Origin of the sequence: Nocardia sp. NPDC052566 (assembly GCF_044547285.1) — a bacterium.
Lineage (GTDB): Bacteria > Actinomycetota > Actinomycetes > Mycobacteriales > Mycobacteriaceae > Nocardia.
The window spans coordinates 349,329-373,997 of sequence record NZ_JBIUAF010000004.1; the positions used below are offsets into that span (position 1 = coordinate 349,329).

The following is a 24,669-nucleotide window of genomic DNA, read 5'->3' on the forward strand; positions in this document are numbered from 1 at the left end:
ACAAATGAGAACTCCGCGTTTCACTTTCCGCGTTAGACTCGGGCGATTTCTGGGCCGTTTCCGGCCTCGGCACCGCATGGTACGACATGGGGCTGTTAGTGTCGGGGCTCACGAGTGCCGCGGCGTGCCCGCAGTGCTTGGCCGAACGACCTGTGTTCTACGACGAGGAGACTTTGCATGGCACTGAGTGCCGGAACCAGAAGGACGGTGGCCTGCCTGCTCGTAGGGCTCGGCGCGTTGCTCATCACCATCGCGGTGATGATCCCTGCTTACACCGTCGGCAAACTGGCCAAGACTCCTCTGGACCTCGAGATCACCACCATCGCGAACAGCGTGCCCGGCGAGGAAAGCCTCGTACTGGACGCGAAATCGCTGACCTCACCCGAGGGCTCCGCGAAGGTGGACAGCAACGTCAAGCTGATCTCGCAGCGCTTCCTCACCGTCGAAGAACCCTCCGACAGCACCGAAATGACCGTGCAGGCCGGTCAGACGCTGCGGCGCACGGACATGCAGGGCGACACCGGCCTGCTCACCGCGACCATCGACCGCGTCACCATCGACCGCAAGTCGGGTGAGCCGGTGGCCAAGAACCCCAACGGCGCGATCGCGGTGACCGTGAACAAGCAGATGGAGAGCTTGCTAGAACCGGTGCAGCACACCGGTCTGCAGTACCGGTTCCCGATCGGCGTCGACAAGAAGAGCTACCCGTACTTCGATGTCAACGCGCGCAAGACCTTCGATATCAACTACATCGAAGAGACCGAGATCAACAACATGAAGGTCTACCACTTCCAGCAGACCATCCCGGTCACCAACGTGTGGGACGTCGTGCAGGCACCGACGAACCGGCTGACCCTGCCCGCGAAGAAGTGGGGCGTCGAGGGCGACGGCGACGTGCAGATGACCCGCTTCTACACCAACACCCGCGACCTGTGGGTGGAGCCGAAGACCGGCACCGTCATCAAGGGCGGCGAGCAGATCCACCTGTTCTACGCGCGCTCCGGTGACAAGCCCGAGGTGACCGCGCTGAAGTCGCACATCGTCTTCGACGAGAACACCATCGAATCGCAGATCGCGGTGGCCAAGAAGAACATCGACAAGCTGTCGCTGTACGGCCGGACCATGCCGATCGTGTTCGGCGTGCTCGGTGCGATCGCGCTGATCGTCGGCGTCGTGCTCGGCCTGCGCGGCGGCGCCGCTCCCGCGGGCGGCCTGCGTGGTGCCGCGAGCGGGCGTCCCGCGCCGCGTGGCCCGCAGGGCCCGAACGATTCGTTCGATCCGCCGACCGAGCAGATCAACATCAATAAGCGCCCGTAGCGGCGAAACGCCCTCGAATTCGGCTCCTGCGCTTCGGCGCGGGAGCCGAATTCATTTGTCGGCCACGTTTATTCGTATGCCACGGGATGGCGGGGTTCGTACAGCAGCATGGTGCCCGCACCGGGTATCCGGAGTTCGGCACAGAGCCCGAATCCACGGTCGGCGATTTCACCGGCGAATTCCGCTCCGCGCCCGCTCAATTCGGCCATCGTCGCGGCCAGGTCGTCACACATCAGTGAAATCTCGTGCCGCGGTGGACCTTCCGCCGGATGCACACCGAGCTCGCTCGGGCCGGTACGGAATATCAGCCAGCCGTCGTGCGCGTCCACATTCGGCCAGCACAATACGTCACGAAAGAACGCCCGGGCGGCGTTCGCATCCTCCGCGTAAACCAGGGTGTGCACGGCGGTGATCATGCATTCGATCGTAGATCCGCGTGCACCGTCCGTCGCGGACGTTGCCGACACTGCGGGTAGGCATAGGCGTCCGACGCCGCACCGCGACCGAACCGGGAACGGCGTGAGCAGCACCGCCGCGACCAGGAGGGCCTCGTCGACCGGGATCTCGGCTGTACAACTGCGCGTGCAGCGACCGCACTCGCATGACGCGTACCGAACAAGGGATGCGGTTCAGGCGACGGCCTAGGATCGCGGGCGCTGGCCCCGGTCGGCGGTGTGCAGGACAACTGCTGCGACCAGCAGGGTGGTCGCCGATGCGACGCACACGGCGGTGGTGATGAGAGCGGGGACCGAGTGGGCGAGGGTGACCATCGCGGTTACTTCGACGGCCAAGCCGAGCCAGGTAGCGGCGGCGAGCGCGGTACGGTCGGCCGCGATGGCGGACAGCAGCGCGCCCTGCAGCACCGCGAGGACGGCGCCGTGCAGCGCGAACAGCCAGAGCAGGCCTTGGATCGGTGCGTAGTCCTGGCCCGCGAGAATGGGTGCGATCGGCGCGGCCAGTGCGGCAACGGCCACCGCGAGGATGCCGATTCCGGAGAGCACCGCGAGCGCTTCCTTCACCGCGCGGGACGAATGCGACGGCTGAGCCATCCGCGGATACAGCACGACACCCACCGCCTGCGGTAGCCAGAACGCGATCTTCGCGGCGATGGCCCCCAGCGCGTACCGGCTCGCATCCACCTCGTCGAGCACGATCCGCGCGACGATCAGATCCGCCGAGGACAGCGCCATCAACGCCGCCTGCGCCTGCGCGGCGCGCAGCACCGGCAGCACACCCGCGACCGCGCCGATCTCCGCCCCCGCCGAGCGCACCCGTGAACCCGCGACGATCTCCGCCCCTGTGGACCGCGAACCTGCGACGATCCCGGCCTCTGCGGACCGGACGCGCGAGAGCGGTGAGCCCGCGACGAACCGGGCGAACGCCGCGGCCACCGCGATACCGAACGCGGCCGCCCACAGCGCGCCCGCGGCGCCGCCACCCAGCGCGAGCACCGCGAGCGCGGGCACCACCCTGGCGATCCCCGCGGCACCGAGCACAACGGCCAACGCTCGAAAACGCCGACCACCCTGCAGAATTCCCTGCTCGCCCGAGAGCAGCACCAGTGCGGGCGCCGCACCAAGCGCGGCCGCGGCCGCGGCGACACCGACGTTCAGCAGCACGGTCACGACGGGAACCAACACCACGGCGGCCACCGCGACGATCGCCGCGCACCGCCACTGCAACCCGCGCAGCGCGGCAACACCGGCACCGCGCACCAATTCCCTGGCCACCACGTTCTGCAACGCCAGCGCGGGCACCGCACACAGCAACTGCACCGCCAGCAGGCTGGCGAACTCGCTGTATCCGCCGACGCCGAGCCAGCGGCCCGCCAGCAATTGCAGCAGATACCCCGCGACATTGGCCGTCATCGCCCCCGCCGTCACCAATGTCAAGTCCGCCACGACGGGAAGGCGACGAACAACAGGCACGCCCGCCATCGTCCCACCCCGCCGCGCCACCCCCTCCTCGGACCTGCCTGAACACCGTCCTATCTCGGCCGCCGCCTGTCGTCACAGCCAACCCGTCGTCGTCACAGCCGTGATCACGCGTGCCGGATTCTCGCTCCGCATGCGAAGAATCGCCCGGGTCGGGGCGGGTGGGGTTGCGGTGGGATTGATACGTAGGGTGCTCGGCGTGGACGACGGTGGCTGGGAATACCGGGGACGATTCGTCGTCGGCGGGTACAGCGCGATGCTGGCGCTGGTGATTGCCGGACCACTACTCGGGCCCGGATACCTGCTGCTGCGCGATGCGGTGAGCACGCCACGCTCGTACCTCACCGATTCGGCACTCGGACTGGGCGACGCCGCGCCGCGCGCAGTCCCGCAGGATGCGACCCTCGCGGTCCTTTCACCGGTCCTCGACGGCGGACTGATCGTCAAGGCAATCCTGCTGCTCGCCCTCTGGGCCGCCGGATACGGGGCGGCCGCACTGGCCAGGAAGCTGCTGCACGTCCCCCTCGGCCCCCAACTAGTGGCAACCACCGTCGCCCTCTGGAACCCCTACGTGGCCGAACGCCTCCTCCAAGGACATTGGAGCCTGCTCACCGGATACGCCGCCCTGCCGTGGACCATCCTTGCCGCACAACGGATTCGGCAGGCCACCACCCGCGACACTCCACCGACGCGGCCCGGAGCCGACGACAGCGCCGCGCACCCCAGCGAAACCCCAACAGACGATGAGCCGCCCCAGCACAGCCCAGCAGGCGCCGGTTCGCCAGGTGGTCAGGCCGATTCGGCCCGCACAAGCTCGCGCCGTCCGAGTTGGCGGCGCCGGCCTCGAACCGCCGAGTCCTCAGCCGATTCGAATCATGCTCAACCGGCCCACCGTCCACGGCGTCGCATCGACGCACCGGATCCGGCCCCCGCCCGCGTAACCTGGCGACGACTGGATGCGCACCCGAATGTCGTCCGCGCATGGGTGGCGCTCGGTGGATGTTTCGCAGCGGCTGGGCTCACTCCGACGGGTGCGCTACTTGCTGGTTGTGTCGGGTTGCTGATGATCGGGCGGCGGAATCTCCTTGGGGCGCTGGCACTTCTCGCTGCGGCATCGGCCCCGTGGCTGATGGCGACCGCGCTGTCCGGCGCGGGCGCCGAACCCTCCGATCCCGCCGGGATCGCCGCATTCGCCGCCCGTGCCGAACCCGGTCTCGGCACCCTCGGCAGCCTGGCCGGATTGGGCGGGATCTGGAACGCCGACGCCGTACCCGGCTCGCGCACAACACCTCTCGCGCTCATCGGCACGCTGGTTCTGCTCGCCATCGTCGCAACGGGTCTTCGCGGTGTCGCAACAGGCGATCCGCGCGCAGGTCTCCGGGTCCGCCGAATCCTGTTGGCACTGGCCGCGGCCGCGATCCTGCTCCCCGCACTGGGCGCAACCGAGTGGGGCCGGGAACTCCTGGAGTGGCTCGTGATCCGGGTGCCCGGCGCGGGATTACTGCGCGACACCCAGAAGTACGTCGCACTGGCAATGCCCGCCTACGCCCTGTGCGCCGCCGCAGGCTGCCGCGCTTTATCCACATACCTCACCAGATCGCGTCCCAACAGCTTTCACGATGCGCCAGACAGCCCGAACAACGTGCCGGGTGATCACTCCCCCGCATCGGAGCCGGTGACGGCATCTGCACCGATGCCGTCTACGGCCAGCACCGGATCGCAGCTGGATCGGCCGGGCGGTACAGCCGGAAGGGCGTTGATCGCAACGTTGTTCATCGTGCTGCTGGCAGCGCCGCTGTTCGATCTCGCCTGGGGTGCCGGTGGGGAGATGCGGGCGGTGCGGTACCCGGAGGGGTGGCGGCGGGTTGCCGAGCGGATCGATGGGCCCGGCGATATCGCGGTGTTGCCCGGTGGCATGTTCCGGAAGTTCTCCTACAGTGGCGGCGCGCCGGTGCTCGACCCCGCGCCGCGAATGCTGCCGCGCGATGTGCTGCAGACCGGGGAGCTTCCGGTGCACGGCCGCACGGTATCCGGTGAAGGAGTGCGGGCGCGGGAAGTGGAAAACCTATTGCTGCATGGTGGTTCGGCGGCGGACCTGGGCCGTCTCGGTGTCGGATGGGTACTCGTCGAACGCACTCCCGGCCCATTGGGTGCATCGAAAGCGACACTCGCCCAACTCGACCCGGTGTGCTCCGACACCCAGCTCGCCCTGTACCGCGTCCCGGACGTCGCCGCGCGCCCACCGGCCCCCGCATCGCACCGCTACCTCGCGTACGCGGCCCACATCCTCTGGGCGGCAATGCTCCTCGCCGGGCTCGCCACGATCCGCCCCTACCGCCGCGCCTGACCGACATCGCTACCTCGTGCTCGGCGCCCGATCCGGAGCAGCAGTGCTCTCGCCGGATCGGTCGTCAACACACGCTTCGGCATTGCTACGCGTTCCGTCCGAGTCGCCGACGGCAACACCCACCGCTGGAGTCGATCACCCTCCGCGGCACCACGGCATCCAACACGGACTTGCCTGCGCCCCAGTCGGTTTGCCGAGCTATCGGCCAGGAGAGAGTTGTTTGCTGGTACCTCGGGCCGATTCCGCAGAGCGACTAGTCGGGTGGGTTGGCTACCAGGCCGGAGGTGTGGGTGCCGCGGGAGATGGCGGACAGCACCTCGTAGACACCGTTTCCCGTTTGCTCCCAGGAGAATTCGCGGGCGCGGGCGCGGGCCTTCTCGCCCATGACGGTTCTGGCGGGGTGGTCGTCGAGCAGGTCGCCGACGGCATCCGCGAGTTGGGTGGCGTCGTCGACGAGCAGGCCGGTGACGCCGTCGACGATGGAGTCGGTGAGACCGCGGGAGCTGCGGTAGCCGATGGTGGGGACGCCGTGCTGCGCGGCCTCGATGACGGCCAAGCCCCATCCTTCTTTCCGGGAGGGCAGCACGTGCACCCAGGCCCGGGCGAGCAGTTCGTGTTTGCGGCGCTCGTCGACGTGCCCGTGGAAGGTGACGGCGTCGGCGATGGCGAGATCGCGGGCGGTGGTCTTCAGATTGCCGGCCCACCAACCGTCGCCGATCACGTCGAGACGCAGGCCGGGGATACGGGTGCGCAGCTGCGCGACGACCGCGAGCGCGTCCTCGATCTGCTTGTGCGGCACCAGCCGGGACAGCACGACGATGCGCGGCTCGGCGGTCCTGGTCACCGCGGCGCCGGTGGGTGCGTCGGCGGGCACCGGCTCGGCGCCGTTGCGCACCACCGCGATCCGCGCCCGTTCGACACCCAGCGTGGCCAGTTCCTCGGCCGACGGCAGCGAGACAGTCAGGTACTGGTTGTGCCGGTGCACCCGCGGCGAGACGCGGGATTCGATCCACCAGCCGATCCGCCCGACCAATTTGCCCGCGACCGGCCACTGCTCCCGATGCCCGTGATGCACGAGCACCACCGAGGGTGCGGCGGTCGCGGCCCTGGCGAAGAAGGGGATGCCGTTCTGCGTATCGATCACCGCGTCGGGCCGGAGGCCGCGCAGCGGTCCGATGCCGATCCGGCCCAGCAGCATCGCGGCCAGCGCCCGGGGATATACGGAGTAGCGTCCGCCCGCCCTGCTGATCTCGATGCCGTCGATGCGCTCCCGCTTGGCCGCACCGGGATAGCGGGCGGTACGCAGCGTGACCTTGACCCCCCGCGCCGCGAGCTGCGCGCCGACCTGCTCCAGGTACCGTTCGCTGCCGCCGCCCTGTGGATGCCCGGTGTCACGCCAGCAGAGCAGGAGGACTTCGCGCACGGTGGAGCTTCTCTCGGTCGATCGGTCCCTGATCGGGAGTGACGTATATCGCGCTACACACTAACCTGCGCCCCGGCACGGCCATGTGCGAGACTCGGCGCCGTGCTGAAAGCCGAGGGGAAATCCGTCACCGGTCGCGGCCGCGCCGCGGCCCGGTTCGCGCGCCGCGCGACATTGCGGCGGTCGCTGCGCTTGCTCGGCAGCTTCCGGCACGAGCAGACCGATCCGGCGCATTTCTACGGCGGTATCGCGGCCGACAGTGCCGAAATGATCGCCGACTTCTATGCCGATGTATCCGGGCGCGCGTTGAACGGCGCGGTCATCCTCGATGTCGGCGGCGGTCCCGGCTATTTCGCCGACGAATTCGCCGGCGCGGGCGCGCGCTATATCCCGGTGGAGCCGGATCCGTCGGAGCTGCACGCGGCGGGACTGTCGATCCCCGGCGCGGTCCGCGGTTCCGGGATGGCGCTGCCGTTCCGCGATGGCGCGGTGGATATCTGCTTCTCGTCGAATGTGGCCGAGCACGTGCCTGATCCGTGGCTGATGGCCGATGAGATGGTGCGGGTCACCAGGCCCGGCGGGCTGATCGTGCTGTCGTACACGGTGTGGCTCGGGCCGTTCGGCGGCCACGAGACCGGGCCGTGGCACTACCTCGGCGGCGAGTACGCCGCGCGCCGGTATCGGCGCAAGCATGGCAGGGAGCCGAAGAATCGTTTCGGTGAGTCGATGTTCGCGGTGCGCGCGGTGGATGGAGTGCGCTGGGCGACACGGACTTCGGCGGACGTCAGGACCCTGTTCCCCCGCTACCACCCGCGCTGGGCCTGGTGGCTGGTCCGCATCCCGCTGGTGCGTGAGTTACTGGTAAGCAATCTTGTGATCGTTGCGACGAAACGGGCTTAGCCGGCGCACTACTCCAGCCAGCCGCGCCGCCAACCGCGTCCGCCGCCGCAGGCGCCGTGTATCCGCTCGACCCACGGCGATTCCTGGATGGCGAGCCCGACCGTCTCCAGCGTGGTGAGCCCGACCTGGTCGGCGAGTTCACCGACTACCGCGACCGCCTCCGCGGCCTGCATGGCCGCCGTGGCCTGCTCGATCGTCAGCGTGCGACCCGGCAGGAAGGAAACAACCCACCCGCCCGCGCCAACGCTCTTCGCTTGATGTTCGGTCTGATCGCTGGTCATCAGCGACCGGCCGACTACTTGCACCGCCATGACTCCGACTCCCCAATTGCAGTATCGGTTCAAAGAATCGAGCGAGCTGATCAGTAGCTACAGCATCCTCTTCGCAGCAACAGAACGCAATAGTGCGTTCTACGAAAAGCGAACCGACAGGTTGGAATTCGCCCAGCTCAGAGGGGCCCACACCGGGGCGAACTGAAACATGTTACAGACAATCGGACCACAAAACTGTAACGTGTTCTCATGCATTACGACAGCTTGTTCATCGGCGGCCAGTGGACCGCGCCAGCCACCTCCGAGCGCCTCCAGGTCATCTCACCGGTCACGGTCGAGCCGGTGGGCAGCGTCCCCGTGGTCGACCGCGCCGACGTCGACGCCGCGGTTGCCGCCGCGCGCAAGGCCTTCGATTCCGGGCCGTGGCCGTCCACCCCGCCGCAGGAACGTGCGCAGGTACTGACCCGTGCCGCCCGATTGATCGAGCAGCGCTCCGCGGATTTGCTGGCCGCACTCACCGCCGAGATGGGCGCGACCCAGATGATCGGCTTGACGCTCAACCAGATTCCCGCGGTTGCCGCGCTGGACAGCTACGCCGGATTGGCAAAGTCGTTCCCCTGGAATGAAACTCGTACCGGCCTGTTCGGCACCTCGCGGGTGTCACGCGAACCGCGCGGTGTGGTCGCGGCCGTAACCGCTTGGAATGTCCCGCTTTTCCTCGCCGCGAACAAGCTCGCGCCCGCCCTGCTCGCCGGCTGCACCATCATTCTCAAGCCCGCGCCGCTGACTCCGTTGACCGCCAACATCATCGCCGACATCTTCACCGAGGCCGGTCTGCCCGAAGGCGTGCTGTCCGTACTGCCCGCCGAGGCCGAGGCCGCGGAGTACCTGATCTCGCACCCCGGCGTCGACAAGGTCACCTTCACCGGCAGCACCGCCGTCGGGCGCAAGATCGGCGCGATCGCGACCGGGCAACTCAAGAGCGTCTCGCTCGAACTCGGCGGCAAGTCCGCGGCAATCCTGTTGCCGGACATGGACGTTGCCGCGAGCATTCCGGTGCTCGCGTTCTCCGGCCTGATGAACAGCGGGCAGGGTTGCGTCGCGCAGACCCGAATACTGGCCCCGCGCAGCCGCTACGACGAAATCCTCGACGCGCTGGTCGCGCACGTCGCCACGATGAAGACCGGCGATCCGGCCGATCCGAGCGTGCAGCTCGGACCGCTGATCTCCGAGCGCCAGCGCGACCGCGTCGAGGGCTATATCGCCAAGGGCAAAGAGGAAGGCGCCCGCCTGGTGCTCGGTGGCGGCCGCCCGGAGGGCGTCGAGCGCGGCTGGTTCGTCGAGCCGACGATCTTCGCCGATGTGGACAACAAGTCGACCATCGCGCAGGAGGAGATCTTCGGCCCGGTGCTCTCGGTGATCCCGTACGAGACCGAGGACGAGGCGGTCGCCATCGCCAACGACTCCGTCTACGGGCTGGCCGGTTCGGTGTGGACCACCGATGTGGAGCACGGCGCCGAGATCGCGGCGAAGGTACGCACCGGCACCTTCGCGATCAATTGGTACGCCTTCGATCCGTCCTCGCCGTTCGGCGGGTACAAGAATTCCGGCCTCGGCCGGGAGAACGGGCCCGAAGGACTCGATTCGTTCTGCGAGCAGAAGTCGGTGCTCATGCCGATGGGCTGGACCAGCTAGGTCATTCGCCCGGCATGACCACCCGCAGGACGGGCTGACCGTCGCGCCCTGGCGCGTCGACGACCTCGACGCGCCAGCCCGGCGGCAGTACGGCCTGTAACCGGCCCGCGGCGCGGCGCAACGGCGTACTGGCGGCCGCCAGCTGGAAGCCCGCCACCAGCGGTGCGACCGAAGCACCGGTCTCGAGATCGGTCATGCGCCAACCACCTCTCACGCGTCGATCGCTTCGTTTCGCCGCGAAACCTGCGGGGTCACGAGTCGATAGGGAAGTAGTTCAGTCGATCAGTTAACGTTTAGCAATCGGACTGGTCGGTCATGAGACGAACAACACACTGAGCATAGGACACGCCGGGGCAAACCTCGCACTCTGGGCATCCTTTCCGCAGGTCAGCGGCCTCAACCGGGGAGGAAACGGCGGCAACTGGGGATTCAGTGGCGCAGCGATCGGCGATATCCAGCGGGCGTGGTGCCCGTCGCGGTGCGCAGATGCGCGCGCAGCGCCGTCACGCTACCGAAACCGGCATGCGCCGCAACGACTTCCACGGGTAGCTCGGTGGTTTCGAGCAGCTCACGGGCCCGCGCTGTGCGCTGCGCCTCGAGCCAACGACGTGGTGTCGTACCGAGTTCCGCTTTGAAACGGCGGATGAACGTGCGCTCGCTCATCAGCGCGTGTCCGGCGAGGGCCGAGACATCAGGCGCCGCAGCCGGATTCGCCGCGGCCCAGTCGAGCGTCGCGGCCAGGCTGTCGTGCATGTCGTTGCCGCGCACCACGGCCGGAATGTATTGCGCCTGACCGCCTTCGCGATGTGGCGGGCGCACATTCCAGCGCGCCAGATCGGCGGCGATCGCCGCGCCGAGTTCCCGGCGCACTATGTGCAAACACAGATCCCACCCGGCCGAGAGCCCGGCCGAGGTGAGCACGTCACCGTCATCGATATACAGCGCGCCCGGGTCGAGCCGGACCGCGGGGAAGCGCCGGGCGAAGTCGTCGCAGAATGCCCAGTGCGTGGTGGCGGGGCGACCGTCGAGCAACCCGGCCTCGGCAAGGACGAACGCGCCGACACAGATGCTCACCATCATCGCGCCCCGCGCCGCAGCCGCCCGCAACGCCGCGGCGACCTCCTCGGGCACCTCGCCGGGCACCCGCCCCGGCACCACGACGACATCGGCGTCGGCCAGCGCCTCGAGCCCGTGCTCCACGTACAGCGAGAAGCCGTCCGGCGAATTCACCGCGCCCGCGCGTGCACCGCACGTATCCAGTTGGAAGCCAAGGGGTTCCCCGTCCTTGCCTGGACAGTATCGAAAGGCCTGCACGACGCAGGCCAGGTCGTAGGAGATGACCCCGTCGAGCGCCAGCGCGACAACCCTCTTCATGCCATGAGTTTGGCATGAATCCGAGCATTACTGGCATGCCTGCCACTCGTGTCTCGCGCGCACGACCAGTTCACTGAATCCAGAACATCGACAGCTGAAGGAGTTCGGAATGGGCGGTCCAGCAGGTATCGATTGGGCATGGGCGACGGGCACGGGCGGCAACCTGTCCGGCAGCCAGCGCAGGGCGCTCATCGGCAAACTCTTCGCCGGTCTGCCGCGTCTGGTGACCGATCAGGTCCGACTGGCGCTGCACCGCCGCGGCAACGGCCGAGTCGATTTCACCGACCTGCGCCTGCCCGATTCGAAACTCGCCCGCGCGGCGGAAACCGAAGCACGCGAATGCCTTACCCAGCACGTGCTCGAACATTCCTACCGCAGTTACTTCTTCGGCAGAGCGCTCTCCGAACTGGACGGCGTCCCCTATGACGACGAACTCGCCTACGTCTCCTGCCTGCTGCACGACCTCCAGCTCGAACATCCCACGCCGGGACGCTGTTTCGCCGTCACCGGAGCCGAACGCGCGATGAAGTTCGTCCTCGGCGAGGGCGCGACCCCCGAACAGGCCGAAACCATCGGCGCGGCCATCGCCGCCCACATCACCATCGGCGTCGCCGACGACCTCGGCGACCTCGGCTTCGTCTCCGCGGGCGCGGCGGTAGACGTCTTCGGCGCCAGAATGTGCGACCTGAACCCCGAATGGGTCACCGAACTCCTACTGCGCCACCCCCGCCACGAATTCAAACGCCACATGAGCGCCGCCATGAAAACCGAATCAGCCGCCGTCCCCGACGGCCGCACCCACTGGCTCGTCACCACCGCCGCCTTCCGCCAACTCATCCGCTTCGCCCCCTTCCCCGAATAAGGAAGACACGCCCCACAATTCACCCTCGTAGGAGCATGCGGCGTTCCACACCTCGTCCAGGCAGTGAACAAGCCGGAAGCGCCAGTGGGGTTGACAAGACTCGTTGACTAAGGTGAAGATGGTCGCAGCGCTATAGCTGCGCCTTCAATCGCATTCGCGGAAGTACCAATAGCATTCGCGGGACTCGTTGTCCTGCGGCAACTTCGGCAACAACCCTGGTCAGGCCTCGATCTCCAATGAGATCGAGGCCTGCTCTGTATCCAGGTCTCCGCGCCGACCGAATCACGAGATCGTCCCTGTGCCACCGGCATACGCGCAGCGTCCACGCACCCTGCTCACTGATGCAGCAGCTTTGGCCCTTCTTTGCTGCCGCTGCTGCGTCCAGTACCCGCCTGTGTTCTTTTGCACCAGCTCTGAGCGCGGACCTCATGGCGGTGAATGTCTCTGCGTATCGAGCGCGATCCATTGCCCAGGTCGGCCCTTCGACCGTAGCCAGCTACATGAGGTGACCCGATATGACCGACTTTACGCAGAGCATGCGCTCCTACATACCGCTTCCATTGCAGGCCAGGTGATCTGGCTGTGGATCAGGATTGGAGTGCTCGGGGCGCCGCGTGGCGTAGCTCGCTTGCACTGGCCGCAGAATCTGACTCGACCACGGATAGTCGCCCAGCCAGCGGTAGGACCTACACCTACCACGGAATGACGCCCGACTCGTCCGCCCGCATGGTCGGCCGCATCGATACCCGTAACGACTTGAAACCGTTCGCGCAGACGATCACCCAAGACTCGATGGCGCCGATCGGCCCTGATGCCACAGCGGTCGGCCCGAGCCAAGGCCTGGTCGTCAAACCCGTCAGCGCGGTCACCGGCCCCGGAGCCCCATCGGTATCGCCCGAGCAGCAGATCCAAGACAACAAGGATCGCCTGGCCGAGTGGAACCAGATGCATCCGAACGGTCGAACACAGCTGCCGCAGGACTCTACGCAGCCGAATCAAGGCGTAACACAGCCGAATTCGCCCCAACCCGACACCAATCCGGCTCCAACGGCACCGACCACAACAGGACCAGCCACCACCGCACCGACAACAACCGCGCCCACGACCGAAGCGCCGACAACAACCGCACCCACTACGGCGGCACCGGTCAACGACACACTCGGGCAGTCCACCGACCCGTTGATCCAGCAGATGCTCGGCACTACCGGCCCGATCCAGCAACCCACTACTGAGGTGGGGTCACTGCCATGGCTGCTGACCGAGGTCAACAAACCAAAACCCGACACCACTACATCGGCCGGCGGCCCCAGTACCACCGTCACCGCCGAAGCCACCGTAACCACTGCGCCAACGGCCCCGACGCAGGCCGAACTCGACGCCAGCCGCGTTGAACGCATCCTGCCCGAGGGCATCGCAACCCCGGAGCGCATGGGCAAACCCGCGGAGTGGACCGATGGCAACGGCACCCAGGGCTCGCTGTACATCGATGAGTTCGGCTACCGGCACTGGCGATTCCTGCAAAGCAACGGCCGCCTCATCGAGGTCACCGAGGGCGGCGGCAGCGATGGCGGCGATCGGCCGTGGACCCACACCACGATCACCGAACCCGATCAGACGGCGCCACGCGTCGACACCTATGACACAACAGGGGTCACCGCCTACGTCGACACCACCGGCGACGTCGAGACCCGCCTCCTGCGCTTCCAAGGTGGCGATATCGGCATCGAAGAGCACCACGGCGGTAGCGATGGCCAAGATCGCCCCTGGTCGCAAACCGTCCAGTTCAGCGAGACCAACCAGTTCACCACCACCCGCACCCAGGACGGCATCTCCTGGACGGGACCTGTCATCGACAACAAAATCCACGTCAGGTCTGTCGGGAACAACGGCACCGAATCCGAAGAGACCATCCCACTCTCGCCGTGGGAACCCGGATTCGGGTATGTCACAACACCGGACGGCATAAGAAAGCGATTCACGACCCATGACGGTGTCGTCACCGGCGGCATGTACACCGACAAAGACGGCACCGATCTCGGCACCTTCCAGCTGGTCGACGGTGCGACCACCTTCTTCGCGAGCAAGGAGTTCATCAATCGCAGATTCCCCGACCTGCGCATCACCTCATTGCGTGTCGTCATCGGCGCCGACGGCAAGGCCACCACCTTCTACCAGGTCGCCAACGCACCGGAGGTCATGTCTCACGAAACCAAGGCGGGCGAACTACCCGAATGGAACAGATCAGGCGAACTGTTCCAATTCCCCGGCCTCCTCGAATCCATGGCCAAGGGCATCGGCCACTCCTGGAACGTGCTCAGCGACGTGGTCGGCGAATACGCTGTCGGACCGATCATCTCACTCGGACATCCGATCGCGACGTCCAAGGGCGTCACGTTCGTGCCCTACCAGCCACCACCCGAAAAACGCCACACCCCAGGCGAAGTCATCTGGGCTGCCGTCGACATCGTCAGTCTCGCAACCCTGTTCGTCCCGCTCCCCCTGGCACCGATCTTCACCCGCCTCGCCGCCACCGGCCGCGCGGCACTCGCCGGAGCGGAAACCGTCGGCCGCGCCGCCCTCACCGGCGCCGAGATCATCGGACGCCCCGTGCTCGCCGCGGTCGCGTCCGCCAGCCGCGCCGCACTAACAGGCGCGGGAACGCTTGGGCGCTCCGCGCTTACCGGCGTAGCAAACATCGCGCGAGCCAGCACTGAATGGCTACCAAATGCCATCGGCGCAGGCCTCCCCCGGCTACCGCACTTCAGCGAATTGACAGGAGCCATCAAGGCCGCCGCATCGACCATCAAGGACCAATCTTCCATAATCGGAAATGTCAGCTCGCGCATCGCCGACGCAGAGAGGTTCAGCTTTTCGTATTCTCGTGCCGAGACTGCCCGTGTAATATGGAACGGAAAGCGACTCGGCCTTGACAACAAAACGATCGAGGATTTGATCAGGATAGCCTCACGGGAAGCGAAGCCGATAACATCTCGGCAATTGATCGAGCAGATGAATAACTGGGTCAATGTCGTCCAACCCCGCGGATACCCTTACCGATTCACAAGTTTGGCCGAATACGAGGGGTTCAAGACCGCGCTGCTCGGTAATACACAAAGGGCCGGGCTGTCGACGGAGAATATCTTTGTGCAAGGATCTTCACTGCGCACACCAGCGGCGCGGGACATCGATATCGCAATTTTTGTCAGCGAACAGAAATTCGACAGCATGCTGATCGGAAATTTTCAAGGCAAAGTGGCACTGAAGCCCACCGCCACCACACCCCGTACGCCGATCCAACTCGAAGAACTTTCACACTCCGAGTTAGTCGAACTAGCGCAGCACATAAAATCGAACCCGAGCATGTACAATGCAGATGCAAAGACGTTCATGCTCGCGACCTTGAAAGGTCTCTTCAACTCGAAAACGAAGGGATTCAATTCGTTACGAGACGCCGCCAAGGCGATGCAGCAATCTCATCCCGACCTGAATATCGAAACACTATCAGTAGCACTTCGGCACGGCGAGTTCGACACATTGCCCGCCTTGCGCATCCAATAAAGAGGGGTCATGCAGCGCATAGAATTCGCTGGCATATTGGAGACGAGCAATCGTGAAGCTGTCGAGTCGGCAATGAGTCGCTGGCTGGGCACTGACCTGAGAATGGAAGACGAGTACGGTGCATTCGAGAAATCCTATGAAGATGATTCACTTTATGTCTACTGTCATGAGGCGCCGCTCGGCGACGATACATTCTATCTGCTGGAGGGTAGCATTGACGGTCCGATAACAAACTCCGTAGCCCGACTACGTTCACTCGCAACCATCTGTCGAGAATCAGGTCTCGATCACGAGATCGACTATACTGAGGTAGACAGCGCCGGGAAGTCGCTCAGCGAGGAGAAGACCATTCAGATCTCTTAGTGGCCCGACGTGCGGGGCATTGCGGTTGGAACGACGCTGAAGTGGATCAATGGAATTAGAGATTGCTCGTTCGAGGGCTGCCGAACTGCTCGCGAAGGTCCAGCAGGACATCGATGATAAAGTGATATTTTTCGACGGTCAGTTCGACGTCCCTGAGCACGAGGATCACGGCGACGTTTGGGTGTTCAATTGGAACAGCGAAGAATTCTTGAGAACTGGAGACTTCTTCAAACAAATACTCATGGGGCCCATCACGGTTCCAAAAGATGGCACCCCACCCTTCTTTCTCGGCACGGCACGCGACCTACCCGAGGAACTACAGCTGTGGCGGAAGTCGGGGCGATCTTAGTTATTCGACGGTGCGTCAGCGCCGCAGGAGGCAAGCCCCCCACTTACGGCCTACCCCTGCTCTGAGGTGACGGCCCAACAAACGAAGAGACCAAAATCGTTACGGGACAACGCCACGTTGCAGCAATCTTGTCCTACAGAACAGGGGATTCAATGCCGAACATGTCGATTCGAGATCTGCTGTACACAGATTTCGACGGTACCGCTGTCGACGATCCGGATGATGTCATCCTCGACGCCCTCGATGACCCTCGCTACCGGCAACGGATCGCACCGCTGACAGCGATCCTCCAGGACGCGTCGAACACGCCATACGACCGTTTTCTCGCTTGCTGCGCGCTGACGTCGTGGGCGGAACCCGCGGGCTATCGCGCGGTGGCCGAAGCGACGAAGGCAGGCGACAAAACGGTCTGGTACAGAGAGTTGATCGATCGCCGATTCTCTGTAGATGAGACGTTCTCCCAGCTTGCGGGCGCCGTGCGGATCAGTGGCGACTTCGCCACAGACAATTCCACCGAGCAGGAACGCGCAACCGCCCTGGTCGCGCTGATCGGCGTCGCAGACCAGTTCTATTTCGATTGGCAGCTCGCGGCCGCGATCGACAACAGCACCGCCGGCAGTGCTCGTGACGAAATAGCCGCCACCGTGCGACGCGGCATCGCAGCACTGACCCAGGGCAAGCCTCCGGCCTTCGATCTCGGTGCGCAACTGGCGGAGTTGGCGAGGTCGATGACGACCGTCGACGAGCAGTTGGCCGTTCAACTCGGATACGAACTGGCTCGAGTCGACAGCTCACCGAGCACCCTCATTCGTCTCACACCAATTGCTTCGCAGGGCATGTCGCCAGAAAGCAGATCCTTCGGCACGTACCTCGCGACCATCGGCGACGAGCAGGTGCAGGCCGCGATCTCTCAACTGCGAGAAGATCGGATCGAATAACCTCGCGCAAAGAAGTGAAGCGCGGTCAGCACCCTGCCTGCCATACCAGATCGACTACACCGAGACAGACTGCGACGGAAAGCCGATCAGCGAGGAGCGGCCCCTTCAGGTCTCCTGACAAAGAAACGCCCACACCGAAGCCGGTGTGGGCGTTGATCTTTGCTGGACTCAGCCCAAGCGCTCCTTGAGTGCCTCGAACTCGTCGCGGACGCCGGAGGGGAGTTTGTCGCCGACGAACTCGAACCATTCCTCGATGAGGGGGATTTCCTTGCGCCACTCGTCGGCGTTGACCTTCAGTGCCTCGTCGACGTCGTCGGCGTCGACCTTCAGGCCCTCGAGGTCGAGCTGGGCGGCGGTGGGCACGTTGCCGATCGCGGTGGGCTGCGCCTCGGCGGTGCCGTCGATGCGGCCGACGATCCACTCCAGCACGCGGGAGTTCTCACCGAAGCCGGGCCACAGGAAGCGGCCGTCCTCGCCACGGCGGAACCAGTTGACGTAGAAGATCTTCGGCAGCTGGTTGGCGTCGGCGTTCTTACCGACGTTGATCCAGTGGTTCAGGTAGTCGCCGACGTGGTAGCCCATGAACGGCAGCATGGCCATCGGGTCGCGGCGCACGGTGCCGACCTTGCCCTCGGCGGCGGCGGTCTGCTCCGAGGACAGGGTGGCGCCCATGAAAACGCCGTGCTGCCAGTCGAAGGACTCGGTCACCAGCGGGACGGTGGTCTTGCGGCGGCCGCCGAACAGGATCGCCGAGATCGGCACGCCCTGCGGGTCGTCCCATTCCGGAGCCAGGGTGGGGCACTGCGACATCGGCGTGCAATACCGCGAGTTCGGGTGCGCGGCAAGCGTTTCGGTCTCCCGCAGGTACCAGTCGTTGCCCTTCCAGTCGATCAGGTGATCGGGCTCGCCCTCCAGGCCTTCCCACCAGACGTCGCCGCTGTCGGTCATCGCGACATTGGTGTAGACCGTGTTGCCCGCCTCGACGGTCGCCATGGCGTTCGGATTGGAGCTGTGGTTGGTGCCGGGCGCGACGCCGAAGAAGCCGAATTCGGGGTTCACCGCGTAGAGGCGGCCGTCCTTACCGAAGCGCATCCAGGCGATGTCGTCACCAAGGGTCTCCGCACGCCAGCCGGGGATCGTCGGCTGGATCATCGCGAGGTTGGTCTTACCGCAGGCGCTCGGGAAGGCCGCGGCGATGTAGTACGCCTTGTCCTCCGGGGAGATCAGCTTGAGGATCAGCATGTGCTCGGCCAGCCAGCCCTCGTCGTGGGCCATGGCCGAGGCGATGCGCAGCGAGTAGCACTTCTTGCCTAGCAGCGCATTGCCGCCGTAGCCGGAGCCGTAGCTCCAGATCTCGCGGTCCTCGGGGAAGTGGGTGATGTACTTGGTGTCGTTGCACGGCCACGGCACATCGGCCTCGCCGTCGGCCAGCGGCGCGCCGACCGAGTGCAGCGCCTTCACGAACGGCTTGTCGGTGCCGAGCTTCTCCAGCGCGGCGGCGCCCATCCTGGTCATCACGCGCATCGAGACGACGACGTACTCGGAGTCGGTGAGCTCGACACCCAGCTTGGGGTCCTCGGCGCCGAGCGGGCCCATGCAGAACGGCACCACGTACATGGTGCGGCCCTTCATCGAGCCGCGGTACAGCTCGGTCATGGTGGCGCGCATCTCGGCGGGGTCGACCCAGTTGTTGGTCGGACCGGCGTCGGCCTCGGTCTTGGAACAGATGTAGGTGCGGGATTCGACACGCGCCACATCGGAGGGATCGGAGAGTGCGAGGAAGGAGTTCGGCTTCTTCTTCGCGTCGAGGCGCTTGAACGTGCCCGCCTCGACGAGCTGGTTGGTCAGCCGCTCCCATTCCTCGTCGGAACCGTCCGCCCAGACCACTCGCTGCGGCTGAGTGAGTTCTGCGACTTCCTGTACCCAGGCGAGTAGTTCGCTGTGCTCGGTCGGCTTTTCACCGTCGGAATCACGAAGACCAGGAATGGTCGCTGAGGTCATGAAAACTCTCCTGAGATGGGCGGTTCACGATGCGCCGCCGCCTGGGCTGACCACCCTCTGACCAGCGCGAACACACCGAGCGCCACCATTGGCGGGAAGGCGCCCACTTGCGGACCGCGAAACGCGCGCCCCGGCTGGACGGCGTACACGGACGAAGCGAACGCCCAGGTTCCTGCTTAGAGGTTAACGCGATGTGACTCCCCATACGGAATCGGGTTGCTCACAATGTCTGTTCCCCGGCCACTATGCGACGAACCACGGCCGTCCATTCTTGTGACCTATCCAACATTCGCGATCCAGCGGTCGACGCATTCGATATCGCGTTCGCATGCGGCCAGTTGTGCCGGTTGCTCGGCGGCGAGCCTGCGCAGGCCCGCCTCCAATTCGGCGACCCGCCGATCCGATTCGACGACCCGCGCGGTGCTCGCGGCGACGACACGTTCGGACAGCACGGTCTCCGTTTCCACCAAGGCGGTCGCGATCCGTTGCTCCAGTTGGGCTTTCACATTCACCAGCGTGTCGGCGACCCACTGCCGGACGTGGTTGCGATCGGCGAGCTGGCCGCGCGTGCGCACCACCCAGCCCGCCGCGCCCGCGCCGAGCAGCAGCGTCACCGGGACGCTCGCGACATCGAGTTCCGCCACCAGTTCGAACGGCGCGACGAGCAATCGGCCGAGCCCGACACCCGCCGACGCGCCGAGCGCGATCATGAGGTGATCCTCGACACCCCGATGCCTCGGCTCCGGATCCGGCCCGACCCGAGGGGCCAGGTCGCGACGGCGGCGCACCACCGCGTCGGCCGGAGCCATCCGCTCGGCGAGCTCGGCGAGCCGGTGGTCGATCGCCGTGTCCAGCTCGCCGGTCAGCTCGTTCACGAGGAGCTGCAGCCGTTCGGGATAGCCGCCGAACTCGCGGCGCCGCAGCCGGTCGAGCTCACCGCGGGCGGTGGTGTGCGCGGCCCTGATCCTGGTGCCGACATCGGTCATCAGGTCGACCCGCGCCAGGTGCAGCTGGCCGCGCAGCGCCGACATGGCCGTGGTCCGGCCGCCGTCGCGGCCTGCGAGCAGCGTGGCCCGCTCCTCGCGCAGCCGGGCGACCTCGGCGCCGGAGCGCAGTGCGGCGATCTGTTCGCGGATTCGTCCTCGGGTATCGGCCAGTACGCGCGCGGTCACGGCGGCGAGCCGGTCGGCGCCGCCCGTATCCGTGGTCGCGGCGGCCAGCATGGCGTGCAGTCCGCCGATGCCGGAGCGGTCGAGCAGCCCGGCGTCACCCGAGGTGCGCGCGGCCACCGCGAGCCGTCCGGAGACCGGAATGATGTCGAGGTCGGTGATGCCGTGCCCGGCGAGCAGCGCGAGATCGCGCTCGCGCACCGCGCGCCAGTCCCGGTGGGCGTGGATGCCGTTCATGGCGAGCAGGATTCGCGCGTCATCGGCACGCAACCGATGCAGCAGATGCATGGTGTCGGCGCCGAGCGTACTGCCCGCGTCGAGCAACACCAGCGCCATCCCGGAGGACGCGATTCCAGACGCCGCCCCTGGCACGGTGCTTTCGACCAGTGCCTCGGCATCGGTCCTCGGCTCGCTCAGGTCGATATGCGGCTCGAACCGCGCCAGCTCCGTCCGCAGCAGCGTGGTGTTCGCGTCATCCGGCCCGAACAGCAATACCACCGACCCGGCCCCGTTCCCGGACATCGCCCGCAGCAGCGCCATCCCCTGTGGATTCCACCGCTGGACCACCGCCGCGACTTCCGGCGTCAGCGAACCCGAAACCGGTGTCCGCGCACCATCGTCCGTGTCACCGTGCGACGGCGCCGAACTCGAATCCGGCCGAGCCGCCGCGACCGGCGCCTCGTGGCCAGGGCCCGGCCGTGCGGCATTCGGGTCAGAGTCCGGCACTACTCATCCGCTCCCATAGTCGGACGTAGCCGTTGTGCACCCGCAGCGCAGCGCGGCGCGCGGTGGGCGGCATATCGCTGGAGACGACGGCGCGCCAGCGGGCCGCTCGCGCCATCGCGTCGTCGGCGTCATCGGGCGACGGGGAGGGATAGCCCGCGGCGAGGTGGGCGACCTCGGGAGTGGCCAGGCCGGCGCACAGCCCGATCCACAGGGCATCGTCGCAGGCCAGATAGTCCTCCAGCAGCTCGCGGGCATTGCCGCCATCGCCGGGGAGCGCGCGGGCGGCCAGGCGGGTGAGTTCGTCGAGCAGTTCGCCGCCGCGCGCCGCCGCGACCTGTTCGTAGCGGCGGTGCAGCAGCCGGTGCAGCTCATCGATCCCGCTGACGGCATGCATCACCTGCAGCAACGACTGCGGCGACAGCGCGGGATCGTGGCGGAGCGCGGTGAGCGCGCACGCGATTCCGTAGAGGTCCCAGCGGTTCAGCAGTTCCTCACGTTCGGCCTGATCCGGGCCCGGCGCGGTGAACAGGTCGGGCGAGAGGGTGAGCGCCGGATCGGCGGCGGCCAGCCTGCGCAAGGTGGCCAGTTCAGGCTCGGTCAGCGCGCTCGACCTGGTTCGCACGGCCAGCGAGGCCACCACCGGCAGCGTCGGCACCCGCAGTTCCCTGCGGCAGCGGTCCGCGGCGGTGACGGCGTCGGCCCAGCGGTAGCCGATCGCGTCGGCCTTGTTCAGCACCGCGACGGTCCGCTGCGGCGGCAGGGCGGCGAGCGCGCGCTCGTCCGCAGGCGTCGGCGCGCCGGACAGCACGTAGACGACGATGTCGGCGTCGAGCACCGGATCGGGTGCGCCCGGCTCGTCCACCGGTTCGGTCTCCACCGCGGACATCAGCGCCAGCGCGTGCAGCACCGTGGTCCGGCCGGTCCTGGCCCGGCCGGTCACCTGGATGCGCGGTGGTTTGCGCCAGGCCGCGACCGCGACCTCGGCGGCGTAGCCGATCCTGCTGTCCTGGCCGCCGCCGAATCTCAGGTCGGCGAGCAGCTGATCGAGCGCGTCGCGGCCGCGCGTCGCCGGTGCGGTGTCTGTCGACATGGCTGTACCCCCTTTACGCTGCGCAATTCTGTCAGAATTCGCCGCGGGCGGTCAGCTGTCGCTGAAGTATTTGTTGACGGTGCGCACCGCCCAGTTCGGCCCGTACTTGGCGGCCAGCGCGAACAACTTTGCCTGGGTACCGATTTCGTAGTGCACCTTGGGCAGCCTGGCGCGCTTGCGTGTCGCGTCCCAGATGCCGTTCGCCACATCGTCGGCGGTGAGCCGGACACCGAGCGATTTGGTGGTGCCCGTTTCCACGCCGTCGACCATCGCGGTCGCCACGAACAGCGGCCACACCGCGATCACCCTGATGTCGTGCCGTTCCCATTCCAGATCGAGTGCCTCGGTGAGGCTTTTGATCGCGGATTTGGTCGCGCCGTAGCTGGCGAGTTCGGCCTGGCCGTAGATCGCCGAGGCCGAACAGAGGTTCACCACCTGCGCCCCCGGCGTCGATTTCAGGAACTGGAAGGCCGTATGCGTGCCGACGATGACGCCGGTCAGGTTCACATCGACGAGCGCCTGATGCACCGCGAGCGGGATCGACTCGAAGGGACCGGCCCGCAGAATGCCCGCGTTGTTGATCAGGATGTCCAACCGGCCCGCGCCGGCGTGGAAATCGGCGAGTTGTTCGCCCCAGTGCGTGTCGTTCGTCACATCGAGCACGCCGGTGCGCACGATGCCGCCCGCGCCGGTGATCTCGGTGGCGAGCCGGGTCAGCCCGACCTCGTCGATGTCATAGGCGCCGACGTGATACCCCTGCGCAGCGAAAAGCAGGGCCGTCGCCCGGCCGATGCCCGCCGCCGCGCCGGTGATGAACACAGACGGTCTGGTCATGTCCGCAGTCTAGTGCGGTAGACCGCCACCAAGGTGGGCTTCCCCGAGCTGGCTCGAGTTACGTATTCTGCGGGGATGGCCGCAACCACACATGGTGCGCGGCTTGGCATTTCGATCGCAGTCGACCGGCCTGCGCGGATGGATGCGAACCGCCCGGCGCCGGAGTCGATCAGGGAGGATGCGATGGACATGGATGTGTTGCGCAAGCCGCCGCTACCGAGCACCGATCCGTTCTACCGGCCACCCAAGCACTTCGCCGCCGAACCGGCGGGCGCCATCCTGCGCAGCCGCCGCGTCGACCTCGCCCTGTTCGGACTTGTCCCCCAGCAGGTTTCGGCATGGCAGCTGCTCTACCGCAGCTGCGATCTGCACGGCACGCCGGAGGCCGCGGTCACCACCGTGCTGCTGCCGCTCGACGCCGACCCGCGGCAGGCGCGGCCGCTGCTCGCCTTCCAGACCGCGATGGACGCGGTCTCCGAAAAGTGTTCGCCCTCCTATTCATTGCGGCTCGGCGCCCGCGCGCTCGGCTCGGCGACCCAGTTCGAATGGCTGCTGGTGGCCAACGCGCTGCGCCGCGGCTGGGCGGTGAGCATCGCCGATCACGAAGGGCCGCGCGGCAATTTCGGCGCGCCGCGTGAGCCCGGCTACCGCGGCCTCGACGGCATCCGCGCCGCACTGCGCTTCGCGCCGCTCGGGCTGCGGCCCGAGACGCCGGTCGCGGTGTGGGGGTATTCCGGTGGCGGCATGGCCGGTTCATGGCTGGTCGAGATGGCGCCGACCTACGCGCCCGAAATCGATATCGTCGGGGCGGCATTGGGCGCGCCGGTCGGCGATCCCGGCCAGGTGTTCGTGCGGCTCAACGGATCCCACTACGCCGGTCTGCCCGCCATCGTCATCGCGGCGCTGCGCAGGCTGTATCCGGCGCTCGGCGCGATGATCCAGAACGAACTCACCCGCGACGGCCACCGATTGGTCGCCCGCGCGGAGAATTCGACACCACTGATCGCCATCCTCGCCCTCGCGGGCAAGAAGATGGACGACTACCTGACCCGCCCGCTCGCGGAAGTGCTTGCCGCTCCGGATCTTCAGGCCATGTTCGATGATCTGCGCCTCGGCAACTCCACCCCGGCCTGCCCGCTGCTCGTCGTGCAGCCGGTACACGACCAGGTGATCCACATGGACGGCGTCGACGGCCAGGTGGACCGCTACCGCCGCGGCGGCGCGGCGGTCACCTACGTCCGCGATCGGCTCAGCGAACACTTCTCCGGACTGGTGCTGACCACCCCGATCAGCCTGAACTGGCTCGCCGACCGGCTGGCCGGGCAACCGGTGGGCGACACGGGCGACTCGACGGTGTGGTCGGTCGTCGCATCACCGTCCGGTATCCGCGGGCTGTGGGAGATGGCCAGGACCGCCGCGCTGGTCGCACTGGGCAGGCCGCTGCGCCAGGAGACGGAGCCGGTGGCGACGATCCCCCGCGTACGCGCCGCTTGACCGCCCGCCGGAGCCACACGGTG

At 66.7% G+C, this 24,669-nt stretch carries 20 protein-coding genes; 10 read left to right on the forward strand and 10 right to left on the reverse strand.

The window, feature by feature from the left end; all coding sequences use genetic code 11:
- Positions 1–177: 177 nt before the first annotated feature.
- Positions 178–1,317, forward strand: coding sequence for a DUF3068 domain-containing protein (locus ACIG5A_RS21355; RefSeq protein WP_397242541.1), 1,140 nt, complete (start codon positions 178–180; stop codon positions 1,315–1,317).
- Between the two features lie 68 nt (positions 1,318–1,385).
- Here the strand turns inward: ACIG5A_RS21355 and ACIG5A_RS21360 are convergent, their stop codons facing one another.
- Together ACIG5A_RS21360 and ACIG5A_RS21365 are read right to left on the reverse strand one after the other, a co-directional pair.
- Positions 1,386–1,733: a VOC family protein gene (locus tag ACIG5A_RS21360; RefSeq protein WP_397242543.1), complete on the reverse strand. Its 348-nt coding sequence runs from the start codon at positions 1,731–1,733 to the stop codon at positions 1,386–1,388.
- Positions 1,734–1,958: 225 nt separating this feature from the next.
- On the reverse strand, positions 1,959–3,185 hold the full coding sequence (locus ACIG5A_RS21365) for a polysaccharide biosynthesis protein (RefSeq protein WP_397243934.1): 1,227 nt from the start codon (positions 3,183–3,185) through the stop codon (positions 1,959–1,961).
- Positions 3,186–3,507: 322 nt separating this feature from the next.
- On the opposite strand from ACIG5A_RS21365, the gene ACIG5A_RS21370 reads away from it, so the two are divergent.
- Positions 3,508–5,598, forward strand: a complete 2,091-nt coding sequence (locus tag ACIG5A_RS21370) for a hypothetical protein (RefSeq protein WP_397243936.1) — start codon at positions 3,508–3,510, stop codon at positions 5,596–5,598.
- A 253-nt stretch (positions 5,599–5,851) separates the two neighbouring features.
- Here ACIG5A_RS21370 and ACIG5A_RS21375 read toward each other — a convergent pair whose 3' ends face one another.
- Positions 5,852–7,021, reverse strand: coding sequence for a glycosyltransferase family 4 protein (locus ACIG5A_RS21375; protein WP_397242545.1), 1,170 nt, complete (start codon positions 7,019–7,021; stop codon positions 5,852–5,854).
- A gap of 102 nt (positions 7,022–7,123) precedes the next feature.
- On the opposite strand from ACIG5A_RS21375, the gene ACIG5A_RS21380 reads away from it, so the two are divergent.
- A complete protein-coding gene (locus tag ACIG5A_RS21380; RefSeq protein WP_397242547.1) occupies positions 7,124–7,921 on the forward strand; it encodes a methyltransferase domain-containing protein in 798 nt (265 codons plus the stop codon).
- 8 nt (positions 7,922–7,929) lie between these two features.
- Here the strand turns inward: ACIG5A_RS21380 and ACIG5A_RS21385 are convergent, their stop codons facing one another.
- On the reverse strand, positions 7,930–8,232 hold the full coding sequence (locus tag ACIG5A_RS21385) for a hypothetical protein (RefSeq protein WP_397242549.1): 303 nt from the start codon (positions 8,230–8,232) through the stop codon (positions 7,930–7,932).
- A 210-nt stretch (positions 8,233–8,442) separates the two neighbouring features.
- Here ACIG5A_RS21385 and ACIG5A_RS21390 point away from each other — a divergent pair, with 210 nt between their 5' ends.
- Entirely contained in the window at positions 8,443–9,888 is a 1,446-nt protein-coding gene (locus ACIG5A_RS21390) for an aldehyde dehydrogenase (protein ID WP_397242551.1), read from the forward strand.
- Position 9,889: 1 nt separating this feature from the next.
- Here ACIG5A_RS21390 and ACIG5A_RS21395 read toward each other — a convergent pair whose 3' ends face one another.
- Both ACIG5A_RS21395 and ACIG5A_RS21400 read right to left on the reverse strand, forming a co-directional pair.
- Complete coding sequence (locus ACIG5A_RS21395; protein WP_397242553.1) at positions 9,890–10,084, reverse strand: hypothetical protein; 195 nt, start codon at positions 10,082–10,084, stop codon at positions 9,890–9,892.
- Between the two features lie 233 nt (positions 10,085–10,317).
- Positions 10,318–11,262, reverse strand: a complete 945-nt coding sequence (locus ACIG5A_RS21400) for a GlxA family transcriptional regulator (RefSeq protein WP_397242555.1) — start codon at positions 11,260–11,262, stop codon at positions 10,318–10,320.
- 109 nt (positions 11,263–11,371) lie between these two features.
- On the opposite strand from ACIG5A_RS21400, the gene ACIG5A_RS21405 reads away from it, so the two are divergent.
- From ACIG5A_RS21405 to ACIG5A_RS21425, 5 genes are all read left to right on the forward strand, one after another.
- Positions 11,372–12,124: a phosphohydrolase gene (locus tag ACIG5A_RS21405; RefSeq protein WP_397242557.1), complete on the forward strand. Its 753-nt coding sequence runs from the start codon at positions 11,372–11,374 to the stop codon at positions 12,122–12,124.
- Between the two features lie 702 nt (positions 12,125–12,826).
- Positions 12,827–15,682 carry a hypothetical protein gene (locus ACIG5A_RS21410; RefSeq protein WP_397242559.1) on the forward strand — a complete coding sequence of 952 codons (2,856 nt, stop codon included), beginning with the start codon at positions 12,827–12,829 and terminating at the stop codon, positions 15,680–15,682.
- Positions 15,683–15,691: 9 nt separating this feature from the next.
- A complete protein-coding gene (locus ACIG5A_RS21415) occupies positions 15,692–16,045 on the forward strand; it encodes a hypothetical protein (RefSeq protein WP_397242561.1) in 354 nt (117 codons plus the stop codon).
- 49 nt (positions 16,046–16,094) lie between these two features.
- Positions 16,095–16,394 carry a YrhB domain-containing protein gene (locus ACIG5A_RS21420; RefSeq protein WP_397242563.1) on the forward strand — a complete coding sequence of 100 codons (300 nt, stop codon included), beginning with the start codon at positions 16,095–16,097 and terminating at the stop codon, positions 16,392–16,394.
- Between the two features lie 161 nt (positions 16,395–16,555).
- Positions 16,556–17,332 (forward strand): hypothetical protein, encoded by a 777-nt coding sequence (locus ACIG5A_RS21425; protein WP_397242565.1) that lies wholly within the window; start codon positions 16,556–16,558, stop codon positions 17,330–17,332.
- Positions 17,333–17,500: 168 nt separating this feature from the next.
- Here the strand turns inward: ACIG5A_RS21425 and ACIG5A_RS21430 are convergent, their stop codons facing one another.
- The 4 genes from ACIG5A_RS21430 to ACIG5A_RS21445 all read right to left on the reverse strand — a co-directional run bounded on the left by ACIG5A_RS21430 (position 17,501) and on the right by ACIG5A_RS21445 (position 23,152).
- On the reverse strand, positions 17,501–19,333 hold the full coding sequence (locus ACIG5A_RS21430) for a phosphoenolpyruvate carboxykinase (GTP) (RefSeq protein ID WP_397242567.1): 1,833 nt from the start codon (positions 19,331–19,333) through the stop codon (positions 17,501–17,503).
- A 278-nt stretch (positions 19,334–19,611) separates the two neighbouring features.
- Positions 19,612–21,228 carry a hypothetical protein gene (locus tag ACIG5A_RS21435; protein WP_397242569.1) on the reverse strand — a complete coding sequence of 539 codons (1,617 nt, stop codon included), beginning with the start codon at positions 21,226–21,228 and terminating at the stop codon, positions 19,612–19,614.
- A complete protein-coding gene (locus ACIG5A_RS21440) occupies positions 21,215–22,318 on the reverse strand; it encodes a hypothetical protein (RefSeq protein ID WP_397242571.1) in 1,104 nt (367 codons plus the stop codon). Before ACIG5A_RS21440 ends, ACIG5A_RS21435 begins: the two co-directional genes overlap by 14 nt.
- A 51-nt stretch (positions 22,319–22,369) precedes the next feature.
- Entirely contained in the window at positions 22,370–23,152 is a 783-nt protein-coding gene (locus tag ACIG5A_RS21445) for an SDR family oxidoreductase (RefSeq protein ID WP_397242573.1), read from the reverse strand.
- A gap of 183 nt (positions 23,153–23,335) precedes the next feature.
- Here ACIG5A_RS21445 and ACIG5A_RS21450 point away from each other — a divergent pair, with 183 nt between their 5' ends.
- On the forward strand, positions 23,336–24,646 hold the full coding sequence (locus ACIG5A_RS21450; protein WP_397242575.1) for a lipase family protein: 1,311 nt from the start codon (positions 23,336–23,338) through the stop codon (positions 24,644–24,646).
- Positions 24,647–24,669 lie beyond the last annotated feature (23 nt).

What these genes read in the sequence shown, in the direction of transcription:
- ACIG5A_RS21440 (WP_397242571.1), bottom strand. Translation starts at nt 22,318, where the DNA reads ATGTCGACAGACACCGCACCGGCGACGCGCGGCCGCGACGCGCTCGAT.
- ACIG5A_RS21400 (WP_397242555.1), bottom strand. Translation starts at nt 11,262, where the DNA reads ATGAAGAGGGTTGTCGCGCTGGCGCTCGACGGGGTCATCTCCTACGAC.
- ACIG5A_RS21355 (WP_397242541.1), top strand. Translation starts at nt 178, where the DNA reads ATGGCACTGAGTGCCGGAACCAGAAGGACGGTGGCCTGCCTGCTCGTA.
- ACIG5A_RS21370 (WP_397243936.1), top strand. Translation starts at nt 3,508, where the DNA reads ATGCTGGCGCTGGTGATTGCCGGACCACTACTCGGGCCCGGATACCTG.
- ACIG5A_RS21360 (WP_397242543.1), bottom strand. Translation starts at nt 1,733, where the DNA reads ATGATCACCGCCGTGCACACCCTGGTTTACGCGGAGGATGCGAACGCC.
- ACIG5A_RS21405 (WP_397242557.1), top strand. Translation starts at nt 11,372, where the DNA reads ATGGGCGGTCCAGCAGGTATCGATTGGGCATGGGCGACGGGCACGGGC.
- ACIG5A_RS21450 (WP_397242575.1), top strand. Translation starts at nt 23,336, where the DNA reads ATGGACATGGATGTGTTGCGCAAGCCGCCGCTACCGAGCACCGATCCG.
- ACIG5A_RS21420 (WP_397242563.1), top strand. Translation starts at nt 16,095, where the DNA reads ATGGAATTAGAGATTGCTCGTTCGAGGGCTGCCGAACTGCTCGCGAAG.
- ACIG5A_RS21365 (WP_397243934.1), bottom strand. Translation starts at nt 3,185, where the DNA reads ATGACGGCCAATGTCGCGGGGTATCTGCTGCAATTGCTGGCGGGCCGC.
- ACIG5A_RS21445 (WP_397242573.1), bottom strand. Translation starts at nt 23,152, where the DNA reads ATGACCAGACCGTCTGTGTTCATCACCGGCGCGGCGGCGGGCATCGGC.
- ACIG5A_RS21390 (WP_397242551.1), top strand. Translation starts at nt 8,443, where the DNA reads ATGCATTACGACAGCTTGTTCATCGGCGGCCAGTGGACCGCGCCAGCC.
- ACIG5A_RS21385 (WP_397242549.1), bottom strand. Translation starts at nt 8,232, where the DNA reads ATGGCGGTGCAAGTAGTCGGCCGGTCGCTGATGACCAGCGATCAGACC.
- ACIG5A_RS21415 (WP_397242561.1), top strand. Translation starts at nt 15,692, where the DNA reads ATGCAGCGCATAGAATTCGCTGGCATATTGGAGACGAGCAATCGTGAA.
- ACIG5A_RS21395 (WP_397242553.1), bottom strand. Translation starts at nt 10,084, where the DNA reads ATGACCGATCTCGAGACCGGTGCTTCGGTCGCACCGCTGGTGGCGGGC.
- ACIG5A_RS21430 (WP_397242567.1), bottom strand. Translation starts at nt 19,333, where the DNA reads ATGACCTCAGCGACCATTCCTGGTCTTCGTGATTCCGACGGTGAAAAG.
- ACIG5A_RS21425 (WP_397242565.1), top strand. Translation starts at nt 16,556, where the DNA reads ATGTCGATTCGAGATCTGCTGTACACAGATTTCGACGGTACCGCTGTC.
- ACIG5A_RS21410 (WP_397242559.1), top strand. Translation starts at nt 12,827, where the DNA reads ATGACGCCCGACTCGTCCGCCCGCATGGTCGGCCGCATCGATACCCGT.